Source organism: Saccharopolyspora spinosa NRRL 18395, from assembly GCF_000194155.1.
Taxonomy (GTDB): Bacteria; Actinomycetota; Actinomycetes; order Mycobacteriales; family Pseudonocardiaceae; genus Saccharopolyspora; species Saccharopolyspora spinosa.
This window is the reverse complement of the sequence record NZ_GL877881.1, coordinates 450,718-471,886: the sequence shown is the minus strand read 5'-3', so window position 1 is coordinate 471,886 and position 21,169 is coordinate 450,718. Positions and strand designations below refer to the sequence as shown.

18 protein-coding genes and 1 pseudogene are annotated in these 21,169 nt (G+C 65.7%); 11 read left to right on the top strand and 8 right to left on the bottom strand.

Annotation, left to right across the window (positions count from 1 at the left end; all coding sequences use genetic code 11):
• Positions 1–123: 123 nt before the first annotated feature.
• The 5 genes and pseudogenes from SSPN_RS49615 to SSPN_RS55915 all read right to left on the bottom strand — a co-directional run bounded on the left by SSPN_RS49615 (position 124) and on the right by SSPN_RS55915 (position 5,392).
• Positions 124–2,022, bottom strand: coding sequence for an eCIS core domain-containing protein (locus SSPN_RS49615; RefSeq protein ID WP_083822285.1), 1,899 nt, complete (start codon positions 2,020–2,022; stop codon positions 124–126).
• A 278-nt stretch (positions 2,023–2,300) separates the two neighbouring features.
• Positions 2,301–2,549, bottom strand: a complete 249-nt coding sequence (locus SSPN_RS0135445; protein WP_010314379.1) for a hypothetical protein — start codon at positions 2,547–2,549, stop codon at positions 2,301–2,303.
• A gap of 93 nt (positions 2,550–2,642) precedes the next feature.
• Positions 2,643–4,094 carry an MFS transporter gene (locus tag SSPN_RS0135440; protein ID WP_237710916.1) on the bottom strand — a complete coding sequence of 484 codons (1,452 nt, stop codon included), beginning with the start codon at positions 4,092–4,094 and terminating at the stop codon, positions 2,643–2,645.
• Between the two features lie 490 nt (positions 4,095–4,584).
• Positions 4,585–4,737 (bottom strand): annotated as a pseudogene (locus SSPN_RS63110) (ISL3 family transposase); the annotation flags it as partial.
• A gap of 121 nt (positions 4,738–4,858) precedes the next feature.
• Positions 4,859–5,392 (bottom strand): hypothetical protein, encoded by a 534-nt coding sequence (locus tag SSPN_RS55915; protein WP_101376844.1) that lies wholly within the window; start codon positions 5,390–5,392, stop codon positions 4,859–4,861.
• 689 nt (positions 5,393–6,081) lie between these two features.
• Here SSPN_RS55915 and kdgD point away from each other — a divergent pair.
• The 7 genes from kdgD (at position 6,082) to SSPN_RS0135395 (ending at position 13,903) form a co-directional block, all read left to right on the top strand.
• Positions 6,082–7,008: a 5-dehydro-4-deoxyglucarate dehydratase gene (gene kdgD, locus SSPN_RS0135425; RefSeq protein ID WP_010314373.1), complete on the top strand. Its 927-nt coding sequence runs from the start codon at positions 6,082–6,084 to the stop codon at positions 7,006–7,008.
• 35 nt (positions 7,009–7,043) lie between these two features.
• Positions 7,044–8,666 carry an aldehyde dehydrogenase (NADP(+)) gene (locus tag SSPN_RS0135420; protein ID WP_010314371.1) on the top strand — a complete coding sequence of 541 codons (1,623 nt, stop codon included), beginning with the start codon at positions 7,044–7,046 and terminating at the stop codon, positions 8,664–8,666.
• Between the two features lie 257 nt (positions 8,667–8,923).
• The gene (locus tag SSPN_RS0135415) at positions 8,924–9,775 is read left to right on the top strand and encodes an ABC transporter permease (protein ID WP_029536056.1); all 852 of its coding nucleotides are present in this window, start codon (positions 8,924–8,926) and stop codon (positions 9,773–9,775) included.
• A gap of 19 nt (positions 9,776–9,794) precedes the next feature.
• Positions 9,795–10,820: an ABC transporter substrate-binding protein gene (locus SSPN_RS0135410; RefSeq protein ID WP_010314367.1), complete on the top strand. Its 1,026-nt coding sequence runs from the start codon at positions 9,795–9,797 to the stop codon at positions 10,818–10,820.
• A gap of 19 nt (positions 10,821–10,839) precedes the next feature.
• On the top strand, positions 10,840–11,619 hold the full coding sequence (locus tag SSPN_RS0135405) for an ABC transporter ATP-binding protein (RefSeq protein ID WP_010314365.1): 780 nt from the start codon (positions 10,840–10,842) through the stop codon (positions 11,617–11,619).
• 57 nt (positions 11,620–11,676) lie between these two features.
• A complete protein-coding gene (locus SSPN_RS0135400; RefSeq protein ID WP_010314363.1) occupies positions 11,677–13,326 on the top strand; it encodes a M24 family metallopeptidase in 1,650 nt (549 codons plus the stop codon).
• 115 nt (positions 13,327–13,441) lie between these two features.
• Positions 13,442–13,903 (top strand): RidA family protein, encoded by a 462-nt coding sequence (locus SSPN_RS0135395; RefSeq protein WP_029536055.1) that lies wholly within the window; start codon positions 13,442–13,444, stop codon positions 13,901–13,903.
• Between the two features lie 1,057 nt (positions 13,904–14,960).
• Here the strand turns inward: SSPN_RS0135395 and SSPN_RS61935 are convergent.
• On the bottom strand, positions 14,961–15,086 hold the full coding sequence (locus tag SSPN_RS61935) for a hypothetical protein (protein WP_272941794.1): 126 nt from the start codon (positions 15,084–15,086) through the stop codon (positions 14,961–14,963).
• Positions 15,087–15,335: 249 nt separating this feature from the next.
• On the opposite strand from SSPN_RS61935, the gene SSPN_RS52870 reads away from it, so the two are divergent.
• The 3 genes from SSPN_RS52870 (at position 15,336) to SSPN_RS0135380 (ending at position 18,067) form a co-directional block, all read left to right on the top strand.
• Positions 15,336–15,956, top strand: a complete 621-nt coding sequence (locus SSPN_RS52870; RefSeq protein ID WP_237710915.1) for a hypothetical protein — start codon at positions 15,336–15,338, stop codon at positions 15,954–15,956.
• Positions 15,953–17,101, top strand: coding sequence for a hypothetical protein (locus tag SSPN_RS0135385; protein WP_010314356.1), 1,149 nt, complete (start codon positions 15,953–15,955; stop codon positions 17,099–17,101). Before SSPN_RS52870 ends, SSPN_RS0135385 begins: the two co-directional genes overlap by 4 nt.
• A 375-nt stretch (positions 17,102–17,476) precedes the next feature.
• Positions 17,477–18,067 (top strand): manganese efflux pump MntP, encoded by a 591-nt coding sequence (locus SSPN_RS0135380; protein ID WP_237710914.1) that lies wholly within the window; start codon positions 17,477–17,479, stop codon positions 18,065–18,067.
• Between the two features lie 161 nt (positions 18,068–18,228).
• Here SSPN_RS0135380 and SSPN_RS0135375 read toward each other — a convergent pair whose 3' ends face one another.
• Both SSPN_RS0135375 and SSPN_RS0135370 read right to left on the bottom strand, forming a co-directional pair.
• Positions 18,229–18,699, bottom strand: coding sequence for a DoxX family protein (locus SSPN_RS0135375; RefSeq protein ID WP_010314352.1), 471 nt, complete (start codon positions 18,697–18,699; stop codon positions 18,229–18,231).
• Positions 18,696–19,040, bottom strand: a complete 345-nt coding sequence (locus tag SSPN_RS0135370; RefSeq protein WP_010314350.1) for an Rv3488 family transcriptional regulator — start codon at positions 19,038–19,040, stop codon at positions 18,696–18,698. Before SSPN_RS0135370 ends, SSPN_RS0135375 begins: the two co-directional genes overlap by 4 nt.
• A 601-nt stretch (positions 19,041–19,641) precedes the next feature.
• Between SSPN_RS0135370 and SSPN_RS0135365 the strand changes: the two genes are divergently transcribed.
• Complete coding sequence (locus SSPN_RS0135365; protein WP_010314348.1) at positions 19,642–21,156, top strand: sugar transferase; 1,515 nt, start codon at positions 19,642–19,644, stop codon at positions 21,154–21,156.
• The last annotated feature ends 13 nt before the right edge of the window (positions 21,157–21,169 follow it).

The window sequence follows — 21,169 nt, the reverse complement described above, 5'->3', positions numbered from 1 at the left end:
CAGCGGCATGTTCGTCATGGCCGGGCCACTTGATCCGCGTACGAGCAACCTTGTCCTTGCCTCGGGCGACAAAGCCGAAATCAAACCAGACCCTAGTCGATTCGCCTGGGCGGATCGGCTGTCCTACCCGTCTGACCAACGAACAGCCACCGGGAGTTCGGGTTGGTTGCGGTGCGCATGTTCGGGCGCAACTCGCGGTAGCGCAGGATGAGGGTGGCGAACGGTTCGGGCACCAGGGCGGCGGCCCCGGATTCCACGAAGGCCGTAGAGCGAGCCGGCGGATGAGAATTCAGGCGTCCGAGTCAGAGTCGCTGTTCTGGTCCCATGAATACTTCCCTGCCCGGGTGAAGCTGATGTAGGTGCCGTCGGCCTTCTGCACCGTTTCATGGAGGTACTTGGCATACTCCGAGACGCTCTTCTGACGCTCTTCTCCTCGTAGCTGGCCATGCCCTTGTTGGCCGCTTTGCTCGGCCACAGCGGGCCCGGGTAGACCTTGAGGTTGCCTCCGCCGACCAGTTCCGCGTCGACCACCGCGTAAAGCTGTGAGTAGCAGACGACGCAGGGACGTTTGATGCCGATGGTCATCTTCGGGTCGAAACCAGCGAGTTGGCCCAGTCGCCGTTCCGCGTGCAACCCGTCGTCGGCCTTCGGCACGTCCTCGGGGACCGCCACCTTTTTGGAAGCGATCTCGGCGTAGTCGCCGGTACCGTCGTTGGCCACCCGCTTGCTCAGTTTGCCGGCGTGCCGGGAGAAGCGGTCGGTCGCATCTGTCTCCGGCTTACCGAGGTCGGCGACGAGAGCCCTCGCGAATTCCTCGCCCGTGTTGTGCTTCGCGGCCAGTTCGCCCAGCTGCGTGTTGTGCTTGTTCTGGTTGGCCGAGATGTACATCGTGGTGCCGATGACGGTCGCCTGGACCTCCTCCGCTTTGTTGGAGGGATTTTTCCGGTCCAGGTAGTCCTTCGCAAGCGTGGAGATCCATCGCATGCTCTGCATGGTCCGGTTGTTCTTGTAGGACTTCGGCTTCCGTATGTTGTTACTGGCCCCGTAGATCTGCTCCACTTTCGTGGCGGCGGTCTTCTTGGTCTCCTCCAGTGCGTTCGTGAGATGAAGGGTCAGGCTCTGCCCGCCGCCGTGCGTCTTCCACCCCCATCTGTCCGTGAGTTCTTTGATCAACAGTTCCTTCACCTGGCTCTGCCCACCGACCTTCCCCTTGTCGGTCCTAGCCCTCTTCGCCTTGGGCTCCTCGGACTCCGTAGTCTCCTTAGTCACCTTGGGCATCCGTTGCACTGGTAGCTCGGTGACAGACCGGTCGGCGTGTGCGGCCTGCGCCACGCTGTGCTGGAGCGGCTGGGGCTTGCTCATCGCGCGTCGCGCATTCGTCTCCGCCTCGCGCTCGAAGCGGTCGGACGGGTCGGAGACGCTGAGGCCCGAGCCGTTGTCGGTGCCGGAGACGGGCCCCTGACGCTGCTGGATCACGTGGGTCAGCTCGTGCGCGAGGGTGTGCTTGTCGCCGTCGCCGATGACCACGTGGTGGCCCGAGGTATAAGCGCGGGCGCCGAGCTCTGACGCGGAGGTCCTGGCGGCTGTGTCGTCGTGGATGCGCACCTGCGAGAAGTCAGCGCCGAGCCGGAACTCCATATCGGTGCGGGTGGAGTCGTCCAGGGGCCGGCCGGCGCTACGGAGAACGTCGTGGACGCTGGAGCGTTGCACTGCGGGCCGCTCAGCCAGCTCGTGGCCGCAGTCGGCGCCCAACCGGGCTTCCCTCTCCGCCCGTAGCGGCTGGAGCAGGGGCGCACCAGGTGAGGACACGACGTCGCCGATCTCCGATCCCGACGCCACCGGGGCACTGCGCACACCTGGCCGCTGGCCGTCCAGTACGAATGCGGCCACGTCACGGACCACCGCACTCGCCCCAGCCCGCCCACCCGCCGACCGCACGGAGGGAGCCCGGCCACGAGCCCGCGACGCCCCGGTCTTCTCCTTCGCACCCTGCACCAGTTGAACACGCGTGGTGGCCGCCATGATGCGCCGTCCCCTTCCACTCCCATACACGTCGGTCAGAAAATTTCGTTGTGCCCACCCATGACGCTGTCCTTCAGTGGACCAGGCTGCGGGCGGGAAGCACACCGCTCTACAGGTTGCTTGCTGAGGTTTCGCAGGTATGCGGCGGATGAGGTGCTGGTCGAGGGCGTGGCGGGATTCTGATCGACTGTGTGCTGGCCTGTGCTGATGGCAGTTATTCCGGCCCGGCGGAAGGCGATGAGCATGTCGTCGACGCTGACGTTGTTCTTCTTGCGGTTTCAGGGTGCTCGGGTGCGCGCGGTGGCCAGGTTGGTGTCGGGGGTGCCGTTGGCGGCGTACCACAGGATGAGGATGGTCAGGCCCAGCATCGCGAAGGGCACGCTGCGTTCGACGCGCGCCAGCAGTGTCCGGTCTGGCCAGCTGGGCTTCGGCGAGGTGACCTGTCGGCGTAGCAGCGCGACCTCGTGCCGCAGGATGAGGGTCTTCCGCGTTCTTCGCCGAGGTAGATCGGCGTCGTGGGGGATCATGATCCGCGGGTTGCCTGGAGTCTTGCTAAGAGAACTCGGCCATTGGTCCACTTCGGCTTCGCGGCGTCAGGCTGACGCGGCGGAACGGTCGGCTCACACCGCCGGCTCGGGCCGCTCGGCGCCGGTCCGCAGCGACAGCCGCGATGTCTCGGGCAGCGCGAAAGCGACCACGAAGATCACGGCGGCGACGATCATGAGGTAGAACGCTGGCGAGATGGAGCTGCCGGTGACCGACACCAGCCAGGTGGCGACCAGGGGCGCCGTACCGCCGAAGACCATGTAAGCCAGGTTGTAGCCGATCGATGAGGCGCTGTACCGCACCCGCGTCGGGAAGATCTCCATCTGGATCGCTACGACGGCAGCGACCACAAAGCTCCACGGCAGCGCGACGAAGAGCTGACCGAGGATGGCTGTCGACAGACTGCCTTGGGCGGCGAGTAGGTATCCCGGCACGCTCAGCGCGATGAACCCTGCCGAGCCGATAAACAGCAGCGGCTTGCGGCCGATCCGGTCGCCAAGCAGCCCCGCCGCCGGCACCAGCGGAACGGTTGCCGCGAGCGCGGCGGCGTTCGCCAGCAACGCCGCAGTTGGACTGATCTTGATCGTCACTGTGAGGTAGGAAACGAAGTATGTCCCCAGCGTGTAGGCACCCAGCCCGCTTAGCGACGCGATGGCGAACACCAGCGCGATTTGCCGGCCATGATGCCGCACGGCCACGCGCAGTGGCGCACTCTCGACCTCGTGCTTGCCCGCCACCTCCTGGAACGCCGGCGTCTCGTTCATGCGCAACCGGATGACCAGGCCGACGATCGCGAGGGGGCCGCCGATTAGGAACGGCACCCGCCAACCCCACTCGATGAACGACGCCTCGGACATGATCACCCGCATCCCCAGCACGGTCAGGGTGCCGAGGACCGCCGGTAGCGTGGTGAAGGTTGCGGAAATGGCGGAAAACAGTCCGCGCCGGTTGGACGGTGCGTACTCGGTGATGAACGACGTCGCACCGGTGAACTCCCCGCCGCCGGAGAAGCCTTGGACCAGCCGGCACAGCGCCAGCAGGACAGGCGCGAGCAGCCCGACAGTGGCGTAGGTGGGCAACAGCCCGATCGCCATCGTGGCGGCACCCATCAGCAGCACGATGGTAGCGAGCACGTTGCGGCGGCCGAGCCGATCGCCCAGATTGCCCCAGACAACGCCGCCCAGGGGCCGGGCAAGGAAGGCCACGCCATAGAGCGCGAACGCGGAGAGCAACGCAGCGTAATCGTTGCCTGGCGGGAAGAAGAGCCTGGCGACGATGGGGATGGATGCCGAGTAGATCGCGAAGTCGAACCATTCCACGAAGTTGCCGATGCTTCCCGCGGCGAGCGCCTTCAGCCCCGATCGTGGGCCGCGCGCGCCGAGGGCGTGGTCGGTCATTTCCGAACCTCCTTGAGGAAAGCCCGCTGGGGACGCGCCGAGCGATGTGACGGGCTGGGCAGGTGCTCCAGCAAGTGGGCCGACGGTATAGCGTTCTAGGCCGGTAGTCAATTGTTGACCATTATGCAATAAATGTCAGCAAGTTTCCCACCATCAAACGGACCCGTCGCCGCTGCCCGGCAACAAGGTCGCGATCCCGAACACTTCGTCGGGGCCGGTGATATTGAGGGGCTGAAGTGGGCGAGAGGCGGCGGCGAGAACGTCATGCATAGCCGGTGATGGATGGGGCCGAATCCGGCGGACATCGGTCATTGACCGCAGGAGTAGGAGTGGGAGGATATCTGGGAATATTGTGGTGCTCTGATGCGAGAGTGGTACTGCGTTCAACAGCACCGGTTCGTCCTGAGTTATCGGTTCTCGCCGGTCACCGTCTCTTGTGGACAGGACTGGGGTCAAGGGCTGGCAGGTCGGATCCTCTCGGCCCGACGTTGGCGGAAGCCCGCTGGTCGGCACGTAAGTGCAGCTCAGCGGGCTTTTTTGGCCACGATGTGGATCTCCAGTGATCGTCGGCGAAGGATGCCGTATCGATCTTTGGGCTCTTCTGTTGTTTCTGTTGGTGTTATTTCCGTCCTGGGAGGGTGGGGGTGTGGCCGTGGAGGGCGGGCATGGCCGGGGCGATGAATGCTTCGGGGCTTCGGTAGCCAAACGCAATGCGGGTCAGCAGGCGGATTCTTCGGGGGCTTTCCACAACGCGTAACCGCGCGTTTCTCAGCTTCTTGGCCCGCTCGTGTCCCGGATGTCTCGTGTTCCGCTCGTGTCCCGGACTTCCCGGAGAGTCGGCGCGGCGCCACCCGGGGCGCGGCGGGCGGCGTTGCCGCTCCGTGCCACCGGCATCAGGCCGATGCTGTAGCCGAACCCGACGCCGTGTGCGGCGCTTCATCCACGCCATCTCCGCTGCGAACTCGCCGACCGACCCGACCGGCGTCGGAAGGCGGCCCACCGTCCGCGTACGACGCTCCTACTCCTCCCTGGGGCACCAAATCGGCCAACTCCTCGGGGTGCCCTCCCAGCGGCGTGCTCACTGAACGCCCACATGCGCCGCCAGCCGACTGGGCCGACGATTTCGCCGACAACTTAGCCGCAGACGAGCCCAAAGCTTGCAGATCGTTCAGCGGGTCCGGCTCCATGTAATAACCCGCTTTGATCTCGTAGCCCCCGTTGATCGGTATGGCGTCAACGTCGACGATTACGCCGTCCACCCCAATGTCCCCGCGCACGTGTTCGACGAAATTGCGCACGTGCTTCAATGCGTCGCCGTTGCCGCTATTCGTTCGTTTCCACTCCTGAATCACGCGCTCGTCTTGGGCTTTCCGTTGCTCCATTCTCTCGAACTCGCTCCAGCTGTCGGGTTCTGCCACATGGTTCACGGAAAGTCCTCCCGGTGCGCTCGGACCTGTCAGCCAGTACACGTGTATCGAGGCGCACATGGTTCAACCGCGCTCGGCCGCTACGCAGGGCGCCACCAGGCCAGCATCGCCGCTGACCCGCTGCCGGACGACGTCATCGACACGCTCGGCCATCATCCACCAGCCCGACGGTGCACACTGGAGTAGTTCCCGGCCGAGGGCGGAACTCGGCGAGAAGCTCACCAAGGGGCAGCGCGCGCCGTTGGGAAATCGAGACCGCCCGAAAGGGTGCTTCTAAAGCCTGTCTTGTAATGATCAAGAATTGGTGGCCGAATGAAGCGGAATTTGAACGCGGTGCCGCCGGAATACGATCCGAATGGTGTGCGTACGAACGTCAGGTGGTTCCTGCGCGGGGGGAGTGATTGGTGGTTTTTTGATGCCTGCGTGGGTATTGGGGCTTTCCGGGCTCGGTCGACGTTTGGTGCGTCGTGGCACGCGGCCTCTTGGTGTTGTGAAGACGAAGCCCTGGTCGTGGGGGGTGAGGTGTTCGCGTAAGAGGCCGGTGGGTGCTCTCCCGCTGGCTCAGCGTCACCAATCCATTATCGGTATCACGCGATGCCGAAGGAGTGTTGGACGCGCATTGGTTTCATTCTTACTGTCGGTTCCAGTCGCCGCCGAGCACTGGCGCCACCCGCAGGAGGAACTCACTGATGCCCGCCTTCACGCCGACCGAACTTGCCGAGCGCCTCGGCTCCGGACTGCTGTCGTTCCCGGTCACCCACTTCACCCGTGACCTGGCGTTCGACGAGCCCGCTTACCGGGAGAACATCATCCGCCTCGGCAAGTACGAGATCGCCGGGCTGTTCGCCGCTGGCGGGACGGGGGAGTTCTTCTCCCTGACCCCGGAGGAAGTCGGCACCGTGGTCCGAGCGGCCGTCGGCAGCGCGCCCGAGGGCACCCCGATCCTCGCCCCGGCTGGACACGGCACCGCGCAGGCGGTCGCGATGGCCCGCGACGCTGAGGCGGCCGGCGCCGACGGCCTGCTGCTGTTCCCGCCCTACCTCACCGAGGCCTCCGCCGACGGCCTCGTCGCTCATGTGCGCGCGGTCTGCGAATCCACTTCGCTGGGCGTGGTGCTCTACAGCCGTGCGAACGCCGTGTACACATCGGACACGGTGGCTGCGCTTGCCGACGCGTGCCCGAACCTGATCGGGTTCAAGGACGGTGTCGGCGACCTGGAGGAGATCACGCGGATCCACTCGCGTCTCGGCGACCGCTTGGTCTACGTCGGCGGGCTGCCGACGGCGGAGACGTTCGCGCTGCCGTACCTGGAGTTGGGTGTCACGACCTACAGTTCGGCGATCTTCAACTTCCTGCCCGAGTTCGCCCTGACCTTCTACAGCGCGGTGCGGACAGGGGACCGAACGAAGGTGCGTCGACTGCTCGACGACGTCGTGCTGCCTTACACCGCGATTCGTGACCGAAAGGCGGGTTACGCGGTGAGCATCGTCAAGGCTGGCATGGAGCTCGTCGGGTGCCCGGCCGGTCCGGTCCGACCGCCGCTGACTGACCTGGATGACGCCGAGCGCGCATTGTTGGCCGGCGTCGTCGAGACATCGCGCACCGCCATCGCCTGACGCTACCGACCGTGATGAAGAGGAAGGAGACACTCGTGTCCGCTCCCCTCCAGACCTGCCCGACCGGCGCCATGATCATCGGAGCCGAACCCGTCATCGGCACGGGCAAGGAGATCCGGTCCTCCGATCCCCGCACTGGCGCGGCCCTCGACCCCGCCTACCCGACGGCGTCGGCCGAGCATGTCGAACGGGCTTGTGCGCTAGCAGCGCAGGCGTTTCCGGTGTTTCGGGCGACCACCGCCGAGCGGCGTGCCGAGTTCCTCGAGCGCATCGCCGATCTGATCGACAAGCGCCAGGATTTGCTGGTCGAGCGCGCTCACGCCGAGACCGCGCTGCCTCGTCCGCGGCTCACCGGCGAAGTCGGTCGCACCAGCGGTCAGCTGCGCCTGTTCGCGGCAGAGCTGCGGGCTGGGAGCTGGCAGGGTGCCCGGATCGATCCGGCACGGCTGGACCGCGTGCCGCTCCCGCGCCCCGATATCCGACAGCGCCGGATCGCGCTCGGCCCGGTCGCGGTGTTCGGCGCAAGCAACTTCCCACTGGCCTTCTCCACCGCCGGTGGCGACACGGCGTCGGCGCTGGCCGCCGGGTGCCCGGTCGTCGTCAAGGCGCATCAGGCGCATCTGGGTACCGCGGAGCTGGTGGCGCGGGCGATCGCCGAAGCAGCGGCTGACACGGGAATGCCCGAGGGCGTATTCTCGCAGGTTGTCGGCAGTGGGACCGATATCGGTGCCCAACTCGTCAGAGACCCGAGGATTCGTGCCGTGGGTTTCACCGGCTCCCGCCAAGGCGGGCTGGCGATCGCGGCCGCAGCTGCCGCCCGGCCGGTGCCGATCCCGGTGTACGCGGAGATGAGCAGCATCAATCCGGTGCTGCTGCTGCCTGCGGCGCTCGGATCCCGCGGAGCCGAGCTGGGCGCCGCCTTCGTCGGATCGCTGACGCTCGGAGCCGGGCAGTTCTGCACGAACCCTGGTTTGGTGCTTATGGTCGAGGGACCGGGCCTCGACGCGTTCACGAAGGCCGCGGCCGACGCCGTTGCCACCAACCCCGGAGCAACCATGCTCACCATCGGTATCGCCGACCACTACGCCGCCGCCGGTGACGCCATTGCGGCCCGGGACGGCGTCGATGAGCTCGCTTGCGGCAGCCGGTCCGGCGATGCGGCCGGTGGTTGCGCGCGGCTGCTGACCGTCGATGGCGCCCGGTTCGTTGCCGATCCGGGGCTGCAGGCCGAAGCCTTCGGCGCGACGTCGCTGCTCGTCCGATGTGCCGACATCGCTGAGCTGACCGCAGCGGTGAGCGCGCTGGAAGGTCAGCTCACCGCGACAGTGCACGCCGATGAGGCTGATCATCCACTCGCCGCGAAGCTGCTGCCGCTCCTGGAGGAGCGGGCCGGTCGCATCCTGTTCGATGGTTGGCCCACCGGGGTCGAGGTCGGGCACGCGATGGTGCACGGCGGCCCGTTCCCGGCCACGACGGACCCGCGCAGCACCTCGGTCGGGACGCTCGCAATCGAGCGCTTCCTGCGACCCGTCGCTTATCAGGACGTGCCGGCAGCGCTGCTGCCGGCCGAGGTACAAGACGACAATCCGGTTGGCGTGTGGCGTCGACTCGACGGCGAACCCAGTCGAGACGCGCTTGCCACCGAAAGCGCCGATTGACCCGTGTCGGCCTAATGCGGCGGATTACCCCGGCCGGATCCGGCCCTCGCCAGCCATTCCCGCGACCGCCCGGTCGCAACCCTTCCAATGTTGTGAGGACCTAATGACACCCCGATCGCTCCCGCCCTCACCCCCGTCGCGCCGAATCACGGCTGCGTCGCCGCTCCCCGCCACGGGCTCCTGCCGGCGTCCACACCCCCAGTCGGTCGCCGCAGCACTGTCCGCGCAAGGCACGCCTTTTGATGGGAGCTCCCGCGATGGCCTCTCCTGAAGTCAGATCGGACCGCCTGCGCCAGTCCTCGCCCGAGGCAGCGCTCGATGGACGGGCGACATCCCGGCCGACACGACTCAGCCGTGACTCGATCGTGGCCGGTGCGAAGGCAGTCGCAGGGATCGTCGGGATCTTCGTCGTCTGGCAGCTGCTGGTCACCATCATCGCCCCGCCGGAGTTCCTGCTCGTCGGTCCGGTCTCGGCCTTCGCCGAGCTGATCGAACGGCCCGGATACTTCGCGAGCAACACCTTCGTCACGTTGCAGGAGGCGCTTGCCGGCTTTGCGCTCGGCACCGCGCTTGGGGTTCTATGCGGCGCGGCGCTGCACTATTCCTCGACCGTGCGCAGTTTCCTCTATCCCGCGCTCATCGCGATCGACACCATCCCCAAGGTTGCGCTCGCACCGCTGTTCATCGTGTGGTTCGGGTTCGGCTTCGAGTCGAAGGCGTTCGTCGCGATGGCCATCGCGTTCTTCCCGCTGGTGATCAACACCTATGACGGGCTGAGCTCGGTACCGCACGAACTGCAGGAGCTCGCACGGATCAACAAGGCGTCGCAGTGGAAGAAGATGACGAAGATCGAGTTCATCTATGCGATCCCGTCGATCTTCTCCGGGGCGAAGATCTCCATCTCGCTCGCTGTGGGCGGGGCGGTCGTCGGTGAGTTCATCGCCGGCTCGAAGGGGTTGGGATACGTCATCCTCCTCGCCAACAGCCAGGTCGACCTCCCGTCGATGTTCGCGGCCTTCATCGTGCTCGCCGCCATCGCCCTGGCCTTGTTCTTCATCGTCGATTTCGCGGGACGAAAGCTGGTCCCGTGGAAGAACCACGCGAAGTGACCGGGGATCGGAGACTCGAATGCGGAACTCGATTCGCAGGATCGCCGCGATCGTCGGAGCTGTGCTGCTCGTGACCGTGTCGGGTTGCGCGAGCAGTAGCGGGAAGAACTCGATGACCCTCATGCTCGACGTGGCGTACCTGCCGAAGCACGCCCCGTTCATCTCGGCTGTTGAGCGGGGCTTCTTCAAGGCGGAAGGCATCGACCTCACGGTGATGCCGGGGTCAGGTTCGACCAACACGGTCACGTCCGTCGAAACCGGCAAGGTCGACGCCGGCTGGGCGGACTTCGGCGCCACGGTCACCAGCCAGGGCAGGGGCGCCAAAGTCAAGCAGGTCAACCTCGTCCAGGCCAGGTCCGCCTACGCGGTCGTGGCCCTCGCGGGCAGCGGAATCAACGGATGGGCCGATCTCCCGGGCAAGACAGTCGCCACCGAGGGCGCGGGTGCGATGACCGCGATGTGGCCGTTCGCGATGAGCAAGCTGGGGCTCAAGGAGGGCGACGTCAACGTCGTGCACGCCTCGAGCGGATCGAAGATCCCCGGACTGCTGGCCGGTCAGTGGGACGCCAACCTCGCCCTGTACGTCTCCGACGAGCCAGCCATTGACGCACTCGGCCGGCAGGCCGTTGTGCTGAAGTGGTCTGACCTCGGCATCGACCTCTACGGCAACGGGATCGTCGTCTCCGACGAGAAGCTCAAAACCAATCCCGATCAGGTGCGGCGGTTCAACCGGGCGATGCAGAAGGGCTTCCTGTGGGCGTGCCAGCACCCGACCGAGGCCGCGCAGGACTTCCAGAAAGAGGTCTCGGGCTACGAGACCAAGACCATCACCCTCGCAATCGGCGAGCAGTGCGCCCTCAACTGGGGACCTGATGAGTCGGCGAACCAGTTCGGCGTCATGGACGACGCCGGCGCTCAGAAAATGATTGACATCGCCCGCCAGTTCCTCGGCCTGAAATCGGCGAGCAACCTCACGCCCAAGGACGTGTACAGCGACGCCTACATCGAGCCGCTGCACCGCAACGAGATCATCCAGGCGCCGTGACGGCCGGACGGAGAGTCACATGAACAACGAGTACGCCATCTCGGTCAACAACGTGGAAAAGACCTACCGATCCCGGGACGGCCAGAGCAACACGGTGCTCAAGGGGCTGGATTTCCACGTGAAGCCTGGGCAGTTCGTCTCGATCGTCGGGCAGTCGGGCAGCGGGAAGACCACGCTGCTCAAGACGATCTCCGGGCTGCAGGAGCCCACCGAGGGCGAAATCCTGGTCAAGGGGCGGCCGATCCGCGACGGGATCGAGGACATCGCGATGGTGTTCCAGAGCCCCGTGCTCCTGCCGTGGCGCAACAACCTCGACAACGTGCTCCTGCCCCTGGAGTTCCGCGGCGTCCGCACGGACGAGTCGCAACGCTACGCCCATGAACTGCTCGAGATGGTCGGGCTGGGCGGCAAAGCCAAGCACTACTCCTACGAGCTCAGCGGCGGGATGCAGCAACGGGTGGCTATCTGCCGCGCACTGGTCTCCCACCCCGAGCTGCTGCTCATGGACGAGCCCTTCGGCGCGCTCGACGCCATGACCCGTGATTCGATGAACTTCGAGATCCAGCGCATCTGGAAGGCCACGGGGTGCAGTGTCCTGTTCGTGACGCACAGCATCTCCGAGGCGGTCTGGCTCGGTGACCGGGTGGTCGTCGTCGGCGGACGGCCCGGCCGGATCGTCGCCGACATCGCGATCGACCTCCCGCGGCCCCGGGGCAAGGAGCACCGCTTCTCCGCAGCCTTCTCCGACTACGCAGCGGAAATCGAATCCCACATCGGAGTCGTGACCGGAATCAGCTGACCGCAGCCGCAGAATCCGACCGATTCCGGCACCGAAATTGACATCAGAGGAACACCCATGCTGAGCCTCACCGCAGACGCCTCGCAAGTCGAAGAAACTTACGGACTCAACGCCCGTTTGAGCCTGCTGTTCTCCGCGATCCGCCTCGACTCCTACCCGCTCGTCGCACCACTGATCGCACAGACTGACAAGGACCAGTACCTCCTCGTGCGCCAACAAGAGCAGGGCAACGCCCTCTCCGCCGGCGTCCCGAAGGACAAGATCAAGTTCTACGCTCCCTGGGTCACGATCGACCCCCGAATCGTCGCCGACACCCCGGCCTCGGCGTCCCTGACGAGCCTGGTGAAGGAACTCGCCGACGGCGCTGCGGTCAGCCTCGCCGCCGACGTCGTCTACAGCCACTACCGCACGCTGTCCGGCTCCGTCGAGCTCGTCGTCGCCGACCAGGACCCCACCCCGGTCACCGCATACGAGATTGACCTCGAGGAGGTCCTGGCGAGGTTCGCGACGTGGCGCGAGACGGGCGTCCACACCGCGCGGCGGCTGATCGAGGCCGTCGAACACCTGTCCGGCCTGGCGGAGGAGTTCACCGCCAGCGAGGACAGCCGGTTCTCGGCGCTGAAGACGCTCGTCGCCGACCGCTCCCTCGACGCGCTGCTCCTCGCCGCGCCGCCCAACTTCACCGAGGCGACCGGGCTCGCGCAGCCGGACGGAACAGTCGCCCTGTGGCTGGCCGGTTCGGACAGGCTCGTCGTGCTGGCGCCCGATGGAACCTCCGGGGTTTCCGGGGCGCCTGTCGGCCAGTTCCCGTCCGTCGGTGCCGCCGTCCGGGAGCTGTCCCGTGGCTCGCGGACCGGTGTCGAGGACGAGTGGATCAGCGTCGGACTGGCCCGCGAGCTCGAGCGGGAGGGGGCGGAACTGATTCCGGTCTCGACAGACCTCGGCCACTGGCGGGACATCCGCGATCACGAGGACCTCGCATTCCAGGTCGTCGCCGCCCGGGCCAGCGTGTTCGCCATCGAAGAGGCGCTGGCCTGGACGGAGAAGAGCCTCGACGCCGGCCGCTCGTTCTCCGAGCTCGACATCAACGCGGTGTACCTCGACAAGATCGTCGAGTTCCGGACGGTGAACGAGATCCCCTTCGGCATCGAGCCGTACTTCACCAACCTGCACTCGTCGAACCGGATGCTCTTCCCCGGCCCACCGGTCGACTACCCGATCACCGACGAGACGACCTGCATCCAGCTCGACGCCGGGGTGCGCATCGTGTTCGACGGAGTCACCGTCGCCACCTCCGACATGGCCCGCTCGCTGCCCCGCACTGCGGCGGCGAAGGAGGCGTACAACTTCTTCTTCGATGTCGTGCGTGAGGGCATCATCGGGCAGCTCAAGCCCGGCGTCGTGTGCGAGGACGTGCACGAGGGAACCCTGCGCTACCTGGCGCCCCACCTGGACCGGATGGTCGAGATCGGGATGCTCGGGACGGAGGTCGACTTCAACACCGAGTACCGCAAGCGCAACGTCGGCCACCTCATGGGCAAGCAGGAGTCCTTCGCCAACGAGCTCCGGCCCGGGTACAAGCACGTCCTCGCGGTCGGCTCGTACGGCGCCGCCGAGATCCCTTGGCGGTACGAGAACGCGGCGATCGGCACCGAGGACCTCTGGTACATCGGACGCGACCGGACCTACGTGCTCAGCAAGCGATAACGGCTGCGTTGCCAACGATAGAAGTAGCCCGCACGGCGTGGATACCGCTCCCCAGCGAACGGTATCCACGACCCAACCTGCGTCGCCTCTTCGACAGATTAAATTGGAAGATGACATGACTGACGCGCACGAGCGTCTCAAAGCGCTTTCCCTTGAGCTTCCGGTACTCGGTGCGCCCCGTTACGCATATGAGGCGAGTGTGCAATGGGGCACCCTGCTGCACGTGTCCGGCCAGATCTCCCGGACCGCCGCAGGTGAGATCCTGACGGGCTGTCTGGGGGACGGCGTCACGGTGGCTAAGGGAGTGGCTGCCGCGAGGGTCGCTGCGCTCAACCTGCTGGCACGCATACATGAGGCAGTTGGCCTGGACAACGTCGAGCAGGTGCTGAAGCTCAATGCCTGGGTCACGAGTTCGCGAGACTTCGTCGACCAGCCGTCGGTGGTCGACGGGGCGTCGAAGCTGCTGATCGACGTCCTGGGCGACGCTGGCCGCCACGCTCGAACCGCATTGCCGGCCCATGTGCTGCCCAAGGGTGCGCTCGTGGAACTCGACGCCACGGTCGCCATTCGCAGCTAACGCAGTGCGAGCAGTCTCGCTGCGCTGCCAGGTGCGGCAGGGTGGCGGGCGCTGCTGGTGCGGACACGGGCCGGGTGACCGACCCCCGTCAATGAGATGCGAGTCCACAAAGGACAGTTGATCGGGTGGTGGCAGGGTGCGGCAAGGATGCTCGGTCTGCGCCGTCGATCTCGTGGCGTCGTGAAAAGAGCTGCGGGGTGCGTGCAAGCCTCGCAGCTTTTCGCCGACGCGACCCAGGCGCCCCAGGGCGTGTGCAAGATTGATCTGAGGGTTGATCTGAGGGTTGCGGCGGGTTTTTGTCCAGGTGGGACGCGAGACGAGGGCGCGGTTTCCGGTGGGAGATCATCGGGTTGTCCAAGCCGTGACGGTCTGTCCAGGAGCCGCGCTCTTGTGTTCTTGGCTTCCCTGGTTCGGGTTGTGCTTGACCGGCCCACCCCCACAGTCGAGTCCTTGCGGGGTCGTGTGGACGGTCTCTGGCGGGCGCTGGAGGCGGTGGGCGGGGAATCCTGTATGGGTTGCTGCCGGCCCTGGCGGTGGTTGTTCAAGCCGTGACGGTCTGTCCAGGAGCCGCGCTCTCGTGTTCTTGGCTTCCCTGATTCGGGTTGTGCTTGACCGGCCCACCCTCACAGTCGAGTCCTTGCGGGGTCGTGTGACTCCCGGTGCGAAGACGTTCATCGAGTCCGCCTCGGCGGAGAGAAGCCGCAAGTTCCATTGAAATCGAACCTTCGATTTCAATGGAACTTGCGGACCGTCGGCGTGTCGCATCCCGACACGCCGATGCCTGTGGACAACCTCCGCAATTTCAATGGAAATCGTGGGCGGGTACGGACGTGCCAGGACCCGCAGCCTGGAAGGTCTTTGTTCTGGACGGAAACTTGCGAACCGGATATGGCGCTGGCGCCGACCGAACGGCACAGCCGCCGGTATCGAAACGGTCCACCACCTGGCCAACCTGTCCACCACCTGGGCAACCTGCCACCCACCTTCCCGCCCGAAACTACCTAAACCGGATAGGTCAACCTTGCACACGCCCTGCCAGGCGGCCATTGCTTCGCGTTCAGTAGCGCCGCCGACGGTGATCTTCAGGCAGGCGCTGCCGTCGGCGGTGAGTTGTCAGGATGTGCGGGTGTATTACGCCCTGCTCGATGCGCTCGAAGATGCCGGAGTCGGTGTCCTTCTGCATTCGGGCAGGGCCTCCCAGCCAGCCACGTACCAAAAGCGAGAATTCTCCCAACATTCGCAGTGGTTTGATAGCGCCATTCGGGCGCATAAAGTAGGCCATTGGAGTAGTCAAGCCCCGCCCGTGACTCCGGGAACGTCCACTATCGTGTTGTGAAACGCAACGTGGCGGGGGATGGTGAAAGGTGTGGGGCTCCGGGGCCATGAGTTGGCCAGATCTCTGAGCATGTCATCTCACAGCGTGTTAGCGCGGTTGAGCGAGCTCGGTGTGCCGGCCCCTGGTGCCTCCAGTCTTGTCGATAGCGCGACAGCGACACGCGTCAAGGACTCATTCGGCCAGTACGACGTCGCGACCGAGGCCGGTGCTACCACTCCGCGCCAGTCGACCCGGAACGCCGGAGCGGTTAAGCCATCGACACACCCCGACACCTCACGGAATCTGCAGCGGCGCAAACAGGCGGTTCCCGTGGTCGAGGATCATCAGGTGATTCTCGCCCGTTTCGGATCGCAGTTCCTCGGCCGGCCCAATCCGCTGTTCTCCTGGGCAAAGGCGAACTTTCTCGCTCCGTTCGAACGGCACGAAGCCGACGACCTTGCCCGGTCCGTGGGGCAGAAGATGCGCATCACGATCGAGGATGGCGCGCTGGAGGCATTGTTCGAGGCGGCAGGAGGGCGCGCGTTCCGCTACCGGCACCTGGCCTCCGCCGTCGTCAACGAGCTGCCTTTCGACACGTTCCATCGTGAGCTTAAAAACCCGCTGGTCATGAGGACCATCAACACCTGGCGCCACCAGATTGCCGTAAACATGCGCGAGATGCTCGATCATGTCAGAAGGTACTCCTACGAACTCACGCCGGTACTGCAATTACTATGACGGACCTCATCCTCTCCAGCGCACAGAACCGGGCTGCGGAGATCCGCACCCGGATGAAACGCTTCAAGCTGATCTTCATCCAGTGCGGTGCCGCGTTCGACATTCTCCGGGAACCTCTGCTCGGCGCTTTGGGCGGAACCGTGCTCAATGCCGCGGACTTCGCGGGAACATCGAGTCCCGTCGAACTTCCCACCGGGCCGGTCATCCTGGACGGCATAGAGGCATTCGCACATGACGGCAAAGCCGGCGGTGTCACGCTGGGAGCGCTCCGCGCGAAGGTCAACAAACTCCGGGACATCGACGCAGAGATCTGCCTGGTTTCCCGCATGCCGAAGATCTCTTTCGCTCCGGTCGCGGGCAGCAGCCTGCTTGACGACGCATCCTGGCATTGCCTCCCGTTGCTCGAACCGCACGAACGCCCCGAAGAGCTGCGACATATTCCGGCGTCATCGCTTCCGTCGGTCGGGCTTGGTCGCCAATCCGACTTGAACCTCCTCCTGCGAACGGCACTTGAAGAACTCGGCGTCAACGTCCTCACGGACCTGGATTTCGCCGTTTTCGAAGCGAACCACGGCGCCAGCTTCATCACCGAAGTCGAGCCTGGTGTCGCGGAGGCGATGCGCGGCGCCGGCCTTGCCTACATCGTCGACGGCGCCCTGAGGTTTAATTCGCCGGGGCCGTTCTGGCAGTTCAAAAACGCCGTCGCCGACGTAATCGCTACTATCGTCGGACCTCAGGCCGATCTCCCCGCGGTCTCCGAGGGTCTCTGGCAAATTGAACGCACGATCCGGAGATTGCTGCGCGAAGCCGCCATTCGGGACGCGGGTGCACAGTGGCGCAAGAATCTCTTCAACGAGACCATCGCTCAGCTTGTGCTCGAACGAGCACGAAACGACGTTAACGTGACTGCGTGGAATGTCTCCGAGCTACGAGACCCCATCGAGTGGCTGACCCTCGGTGAACTGCTCCAGGTCGTCGAGTCGGCGAAGTTCAAGGGCCTGTCGTGGGACGGGGCCCTGTGGCGGCGTTTCAGACAGGACGTCATGCCGATACGCAACAGAGTCTCCCACCTGCGCCTGCTGAAGAAGCGTGACCGAGCGACTGTACGGATGTGGGTCAACCGCATCACTACAACACTAAGTTGAGGCCCAGCGCGACCGCTCACCGACGGGCCCGCCGTCCTCGTGGGGCAGCGCGTCGGTGTCGACGCTCCACCCCGGCCAAGAGGTCGCCCTCGCCTGCCTGGATGCCCGCCTTGACTTCTCGGGCGATGTTGGGGAAGCCGTTGCTCCGCAGGATGCTGACCGGCGAGGTTGCGCAGGGATGCCACGGCTCGGGAGCCGATTGCGGTACGGACCTGGGAGGCCACTGGACCGTGGAAATCGCCCCGCGCCGGCTGTCGTTGCCATCGATTGCGGATGCTTGTCCGCCACGGCACCTTGGGAGCCGGAGCATCCTGATCAGAAGGGGAGAGCGTTCATGCGGCAGGTGGTGGCAGCTGCGCGCAAGCGGGAGCGGTTGTGCTTCGTGCGGGGGGCGACATGATCGGACAGGCCGCGAACCTCGTTGCGCTCGGGTTCTTCCTCGGCCTGGACAATTTCCGGACCGCAGTCCTGCTCGGGCCGCTGCGGCTCGGCTGGCGCCGGATGGCACTGGTCGCGGTCAACTTCGGGTTCTGGGACGGCGCCGCACCCCTGGTGGGCCTGCTCCTCGGACATTACGTCGGTGAGGCCATCGGACCGGTGGCCGACTACGTGGGCCCGATCGCGCTCGGCGCATATGGCCTGTACCTGCTGCTGCGGGCGTGGCGGCACCCGGTGACCGACACCGAGCAGGAGCTAGAGCACTCGTGGATGCTGTTCGGTCTTCCGCTGCCGCTGAGCGTGGACAATGTTCTCGCAGGCGCCAGCCTCGGATTGCTCGGGTTCTCCCCGTGGCTGCCAGCCGTGCTTTTCGGAGTCATCACCGCCGTGATGACCTTCGTCGGGCTTGTGCTGGGCCGCACCGCCTTCCGACTGGTTCGCAGGCGACTCAACATCCGTTACGAGATCGTGACTGGCATCGCCCTCATCATCGAGGCGATCGTGCTGGGCCTTTCCGGCGGCGACTGAAGCACCGCCACCGGCGCCCATCGACACCATCGAAATCGTCGATGCGGGGTAGCGGCTCACCTACACAAACCTTCGAACGGAGTGCCAAACACCGCTGGTTGCGGTCGTGTGGGTGTCCGTGGCTTACCTGCTGGCGCTGGTGGTTGTGCGGTGATCGGCGGTCAGGCGGCAGAGGTGTGCCGTGGGGCGGTCAGCCAGGCGTCCAGTGACCACGCTCCCGCGCCGACGATCAGTAGGAACACCGAGCCGAACAGCTGGCTGAGTTCGGGGCGTGCCTCGTGCATGTAGGTCCACACCCCGCCGTGGGCCAGGAGGGGGAACTTGGTGAGGATCTCCGCGCCGAGCATGTTGATGATCATGGGGATGGCTGCTAGCCGGGTGAGCAGCCCGAGGATGAGCAGCACCCCACAGCCGATCTCAAACACCCCGTCGAGGTAGGCGAAGAATTCCGGCGCTGGTAGTGGGGTTTCCTTGGCGAACCGGCCGGGGCCGAGCTTGGCCGGAAACAGGAATTTCTGGATCCCTTCGGACAGGAAAATGCCGCCCACGACCAGCCGGATGAGGATCGTCGCAGCCGGGGCGTCGGTGCTGAGCAGTCGCGTCCCCCATCCGGTGTGCACCGCAGTGGTCATGACGGCGCTCCTTCCGGGTTGTCGCGATGATCTCCGGTGAGGTCGTGGTAGCCGAGGACTTCCCGTGCCAGCTCCCGCAGCGCAGCCCGATCGGCAGCTAGCGCTTCCAGGCCCGCATCGGTTGGGCGGTAGACCCGCCGCTGACGGCCTTCCACCAGTTCGTGGTCGGACACCAGCAGCCCTTCTGCTTCCAGCCGATGCAACGTGGGGTACAGGGTGCCGGGGCTTACTCGGTAACCGTGACTGGCCAGCTCGCGGGCCATCCACGCGCCATGTATCGGTTCTTCGGCCGCGTGGTGCAGGATGTGCAGCCGAATCGCACCGCGTAAGAACTCCCGCACCGCGCCCCCTTGGAACAGGCCGGTCTCTCGATGGCAAAACCGATATCGGCTTCCGATACTACGAGGCGGTCGAACTGCTGTGCAGCCACCGGAGGGCCTGGGCGGGTGGGAAGTGAGCCTCCCCGCTCCCAGGCCATGTCGCGTGGTTTTCATGGACCGGTCCCCCTTCCGTTCCGCGTAGATATCGGAATTCGATATCGTCTGCCGAAATCGTAGGCCGACACAAGATCGAGGACGAGGGCATCAGGTCCTTGCAGGCCCAGATTTAGCTCGTGCACCGACACGCTCGTTGGAACGAATGGTCGGCATACGCGGTGCATGCGAGCCATGCGAGGCATCCGCCGCACAGCCGCGGACGTCACCGCCGTTCGCCAACAGCGCACATGCGGGGCGGCTATCGGTGGTGATGTAGGCGAGCCGTTGAAGAAGGATGCTGGGCACGTCGCCGAGGGCCGCCGGGGATCGGGCTGCTTGGCCTTCCAGTCCCACGGCGGTTCAACTTTCGTCGGTGAACGTGTAACGGATTCGTGATTGCCCCGATAGCTCTGACGTCCGATCGCCTTTACCGCGCGGACGATTTTGCCAACTGGAGAGGGGTCTGATGCAGGAGCCGATGCGCGCACCGATGTCATTGCCGGACGGCGTAGGGTCGACGGGATTCGTTCAGGCTCCGCGGTTGAACGCGACAGCACCTCCGGACCACCCGCTCCCCGCACTGCCCGCGACGGTGTGGCAACGGCGGTACCGATTCGCGGTGATCGCCAGCGACGCCGTTGCAACGGCGATGGCTTCGGCAGCGGGATCGCTCTGGGCGGCCTGGCTGGACATCGCGGTGCTGCCTCCGATGGTGTTGGCGTTGCTCACCGCGGTGGCCGTGTTGTGGGCCCTGGTCGGTTCCTGGAACATCAGGGTCCTGGGGCAAGGCCACGAGGAGTACCGCCGCCTGGGGCGAGGGATCTTCTCCGCTGGCGTCGTCCTCGCGGTCGCAGGGCTTGCGGTGCCGCCGCTGGAAGTGCGGCCGTGGGTTTTCGGTGTCTTACCGTCGCTTGCGCTTCTGGTGCTCGCGCAGCGGTACTTGCTGCGCCGCTACCTGCACAGCGCCCGCAGCGACGGCAGGTGCCTGCTACCGGTGATCGCTGCGGGCAGTAGGCACACGCTGCGCGACCTCATCGCGCGCACCCGCCAGCAACCGCACGTCGGATGGCAGATTCAAGCGCTGTGCCTTCGTCCCGAAACCGGCGAGGGGCTGGCCAGCGAGGTGGATGGCGTTCCGGTGATCGGTGATGTCGAGGAGCTCGCGGAGCACGTCCGGCGCGGCGGGTACCGAGTGGTCGCCATAACCGCCGACGCCTACTGGACTCCGCGCCGCTTGCAGGAATTGGCGTGGAAGATCGAGGACACCTCCGCCGAGATGGTCGTTGCCCCGGTGCTGATGGAGGTGGCCGGTCCCCGGCTGCACGTGTCGTCGGTGCTGGGGATGCCGATGCTGAAGGTCAGCGAACCCGCCTTCACCGGTGGTCGCCGAGTCGTGAAGGCCCTCGCCGACTGGGTGAGCGCGCTGCTCCTGCTGGGCCTGATCGGGCCGGCGATGCTGGTGATCGCCCTCGTCGTGAAGTTGTCCGATGGCGGACCGGTGATCTACCGGCAGCGCCGGACCGGACGAGGCGGCACCACGTTCACGATGCTGAAGTTCCGCACGATGGTGGTGGGCGCGGACGCGATGCGAACCGCGTTGCGCCCGGCCAACGATGCGGAAGGTCCGTTGTTCAAACTGCGCCGCGACCCGAGGGTGACCAAGGTCGGTGCTCTGCTGCGCCGGTACTCGCTCGACGAGCTGCCGCAGCTGTTCAACGTCCTCGCCGGGCACATGTCGCTGGTCGGCCCGAGACCGCCACTGCCGGAGGAGACCGAGACCTACGACTACGAGGTGGGGCGCCGCTTGCTGGTCAAGCCGGGGCTCACCGGGCTGTGGCAGGTCAGTGGTCGCAGCGACCTGTCGTGGGCCGAGAGCGTCCGGCTCGACCTGCGGTATGTGGAGAACTGGTCGCTGGCGATGGACGCCGTGATCCTCTGGAAGACCGTGCGCGCGGTGCTGACCAAGCAGGGCGCGTACTGACGGCCGTTGACTC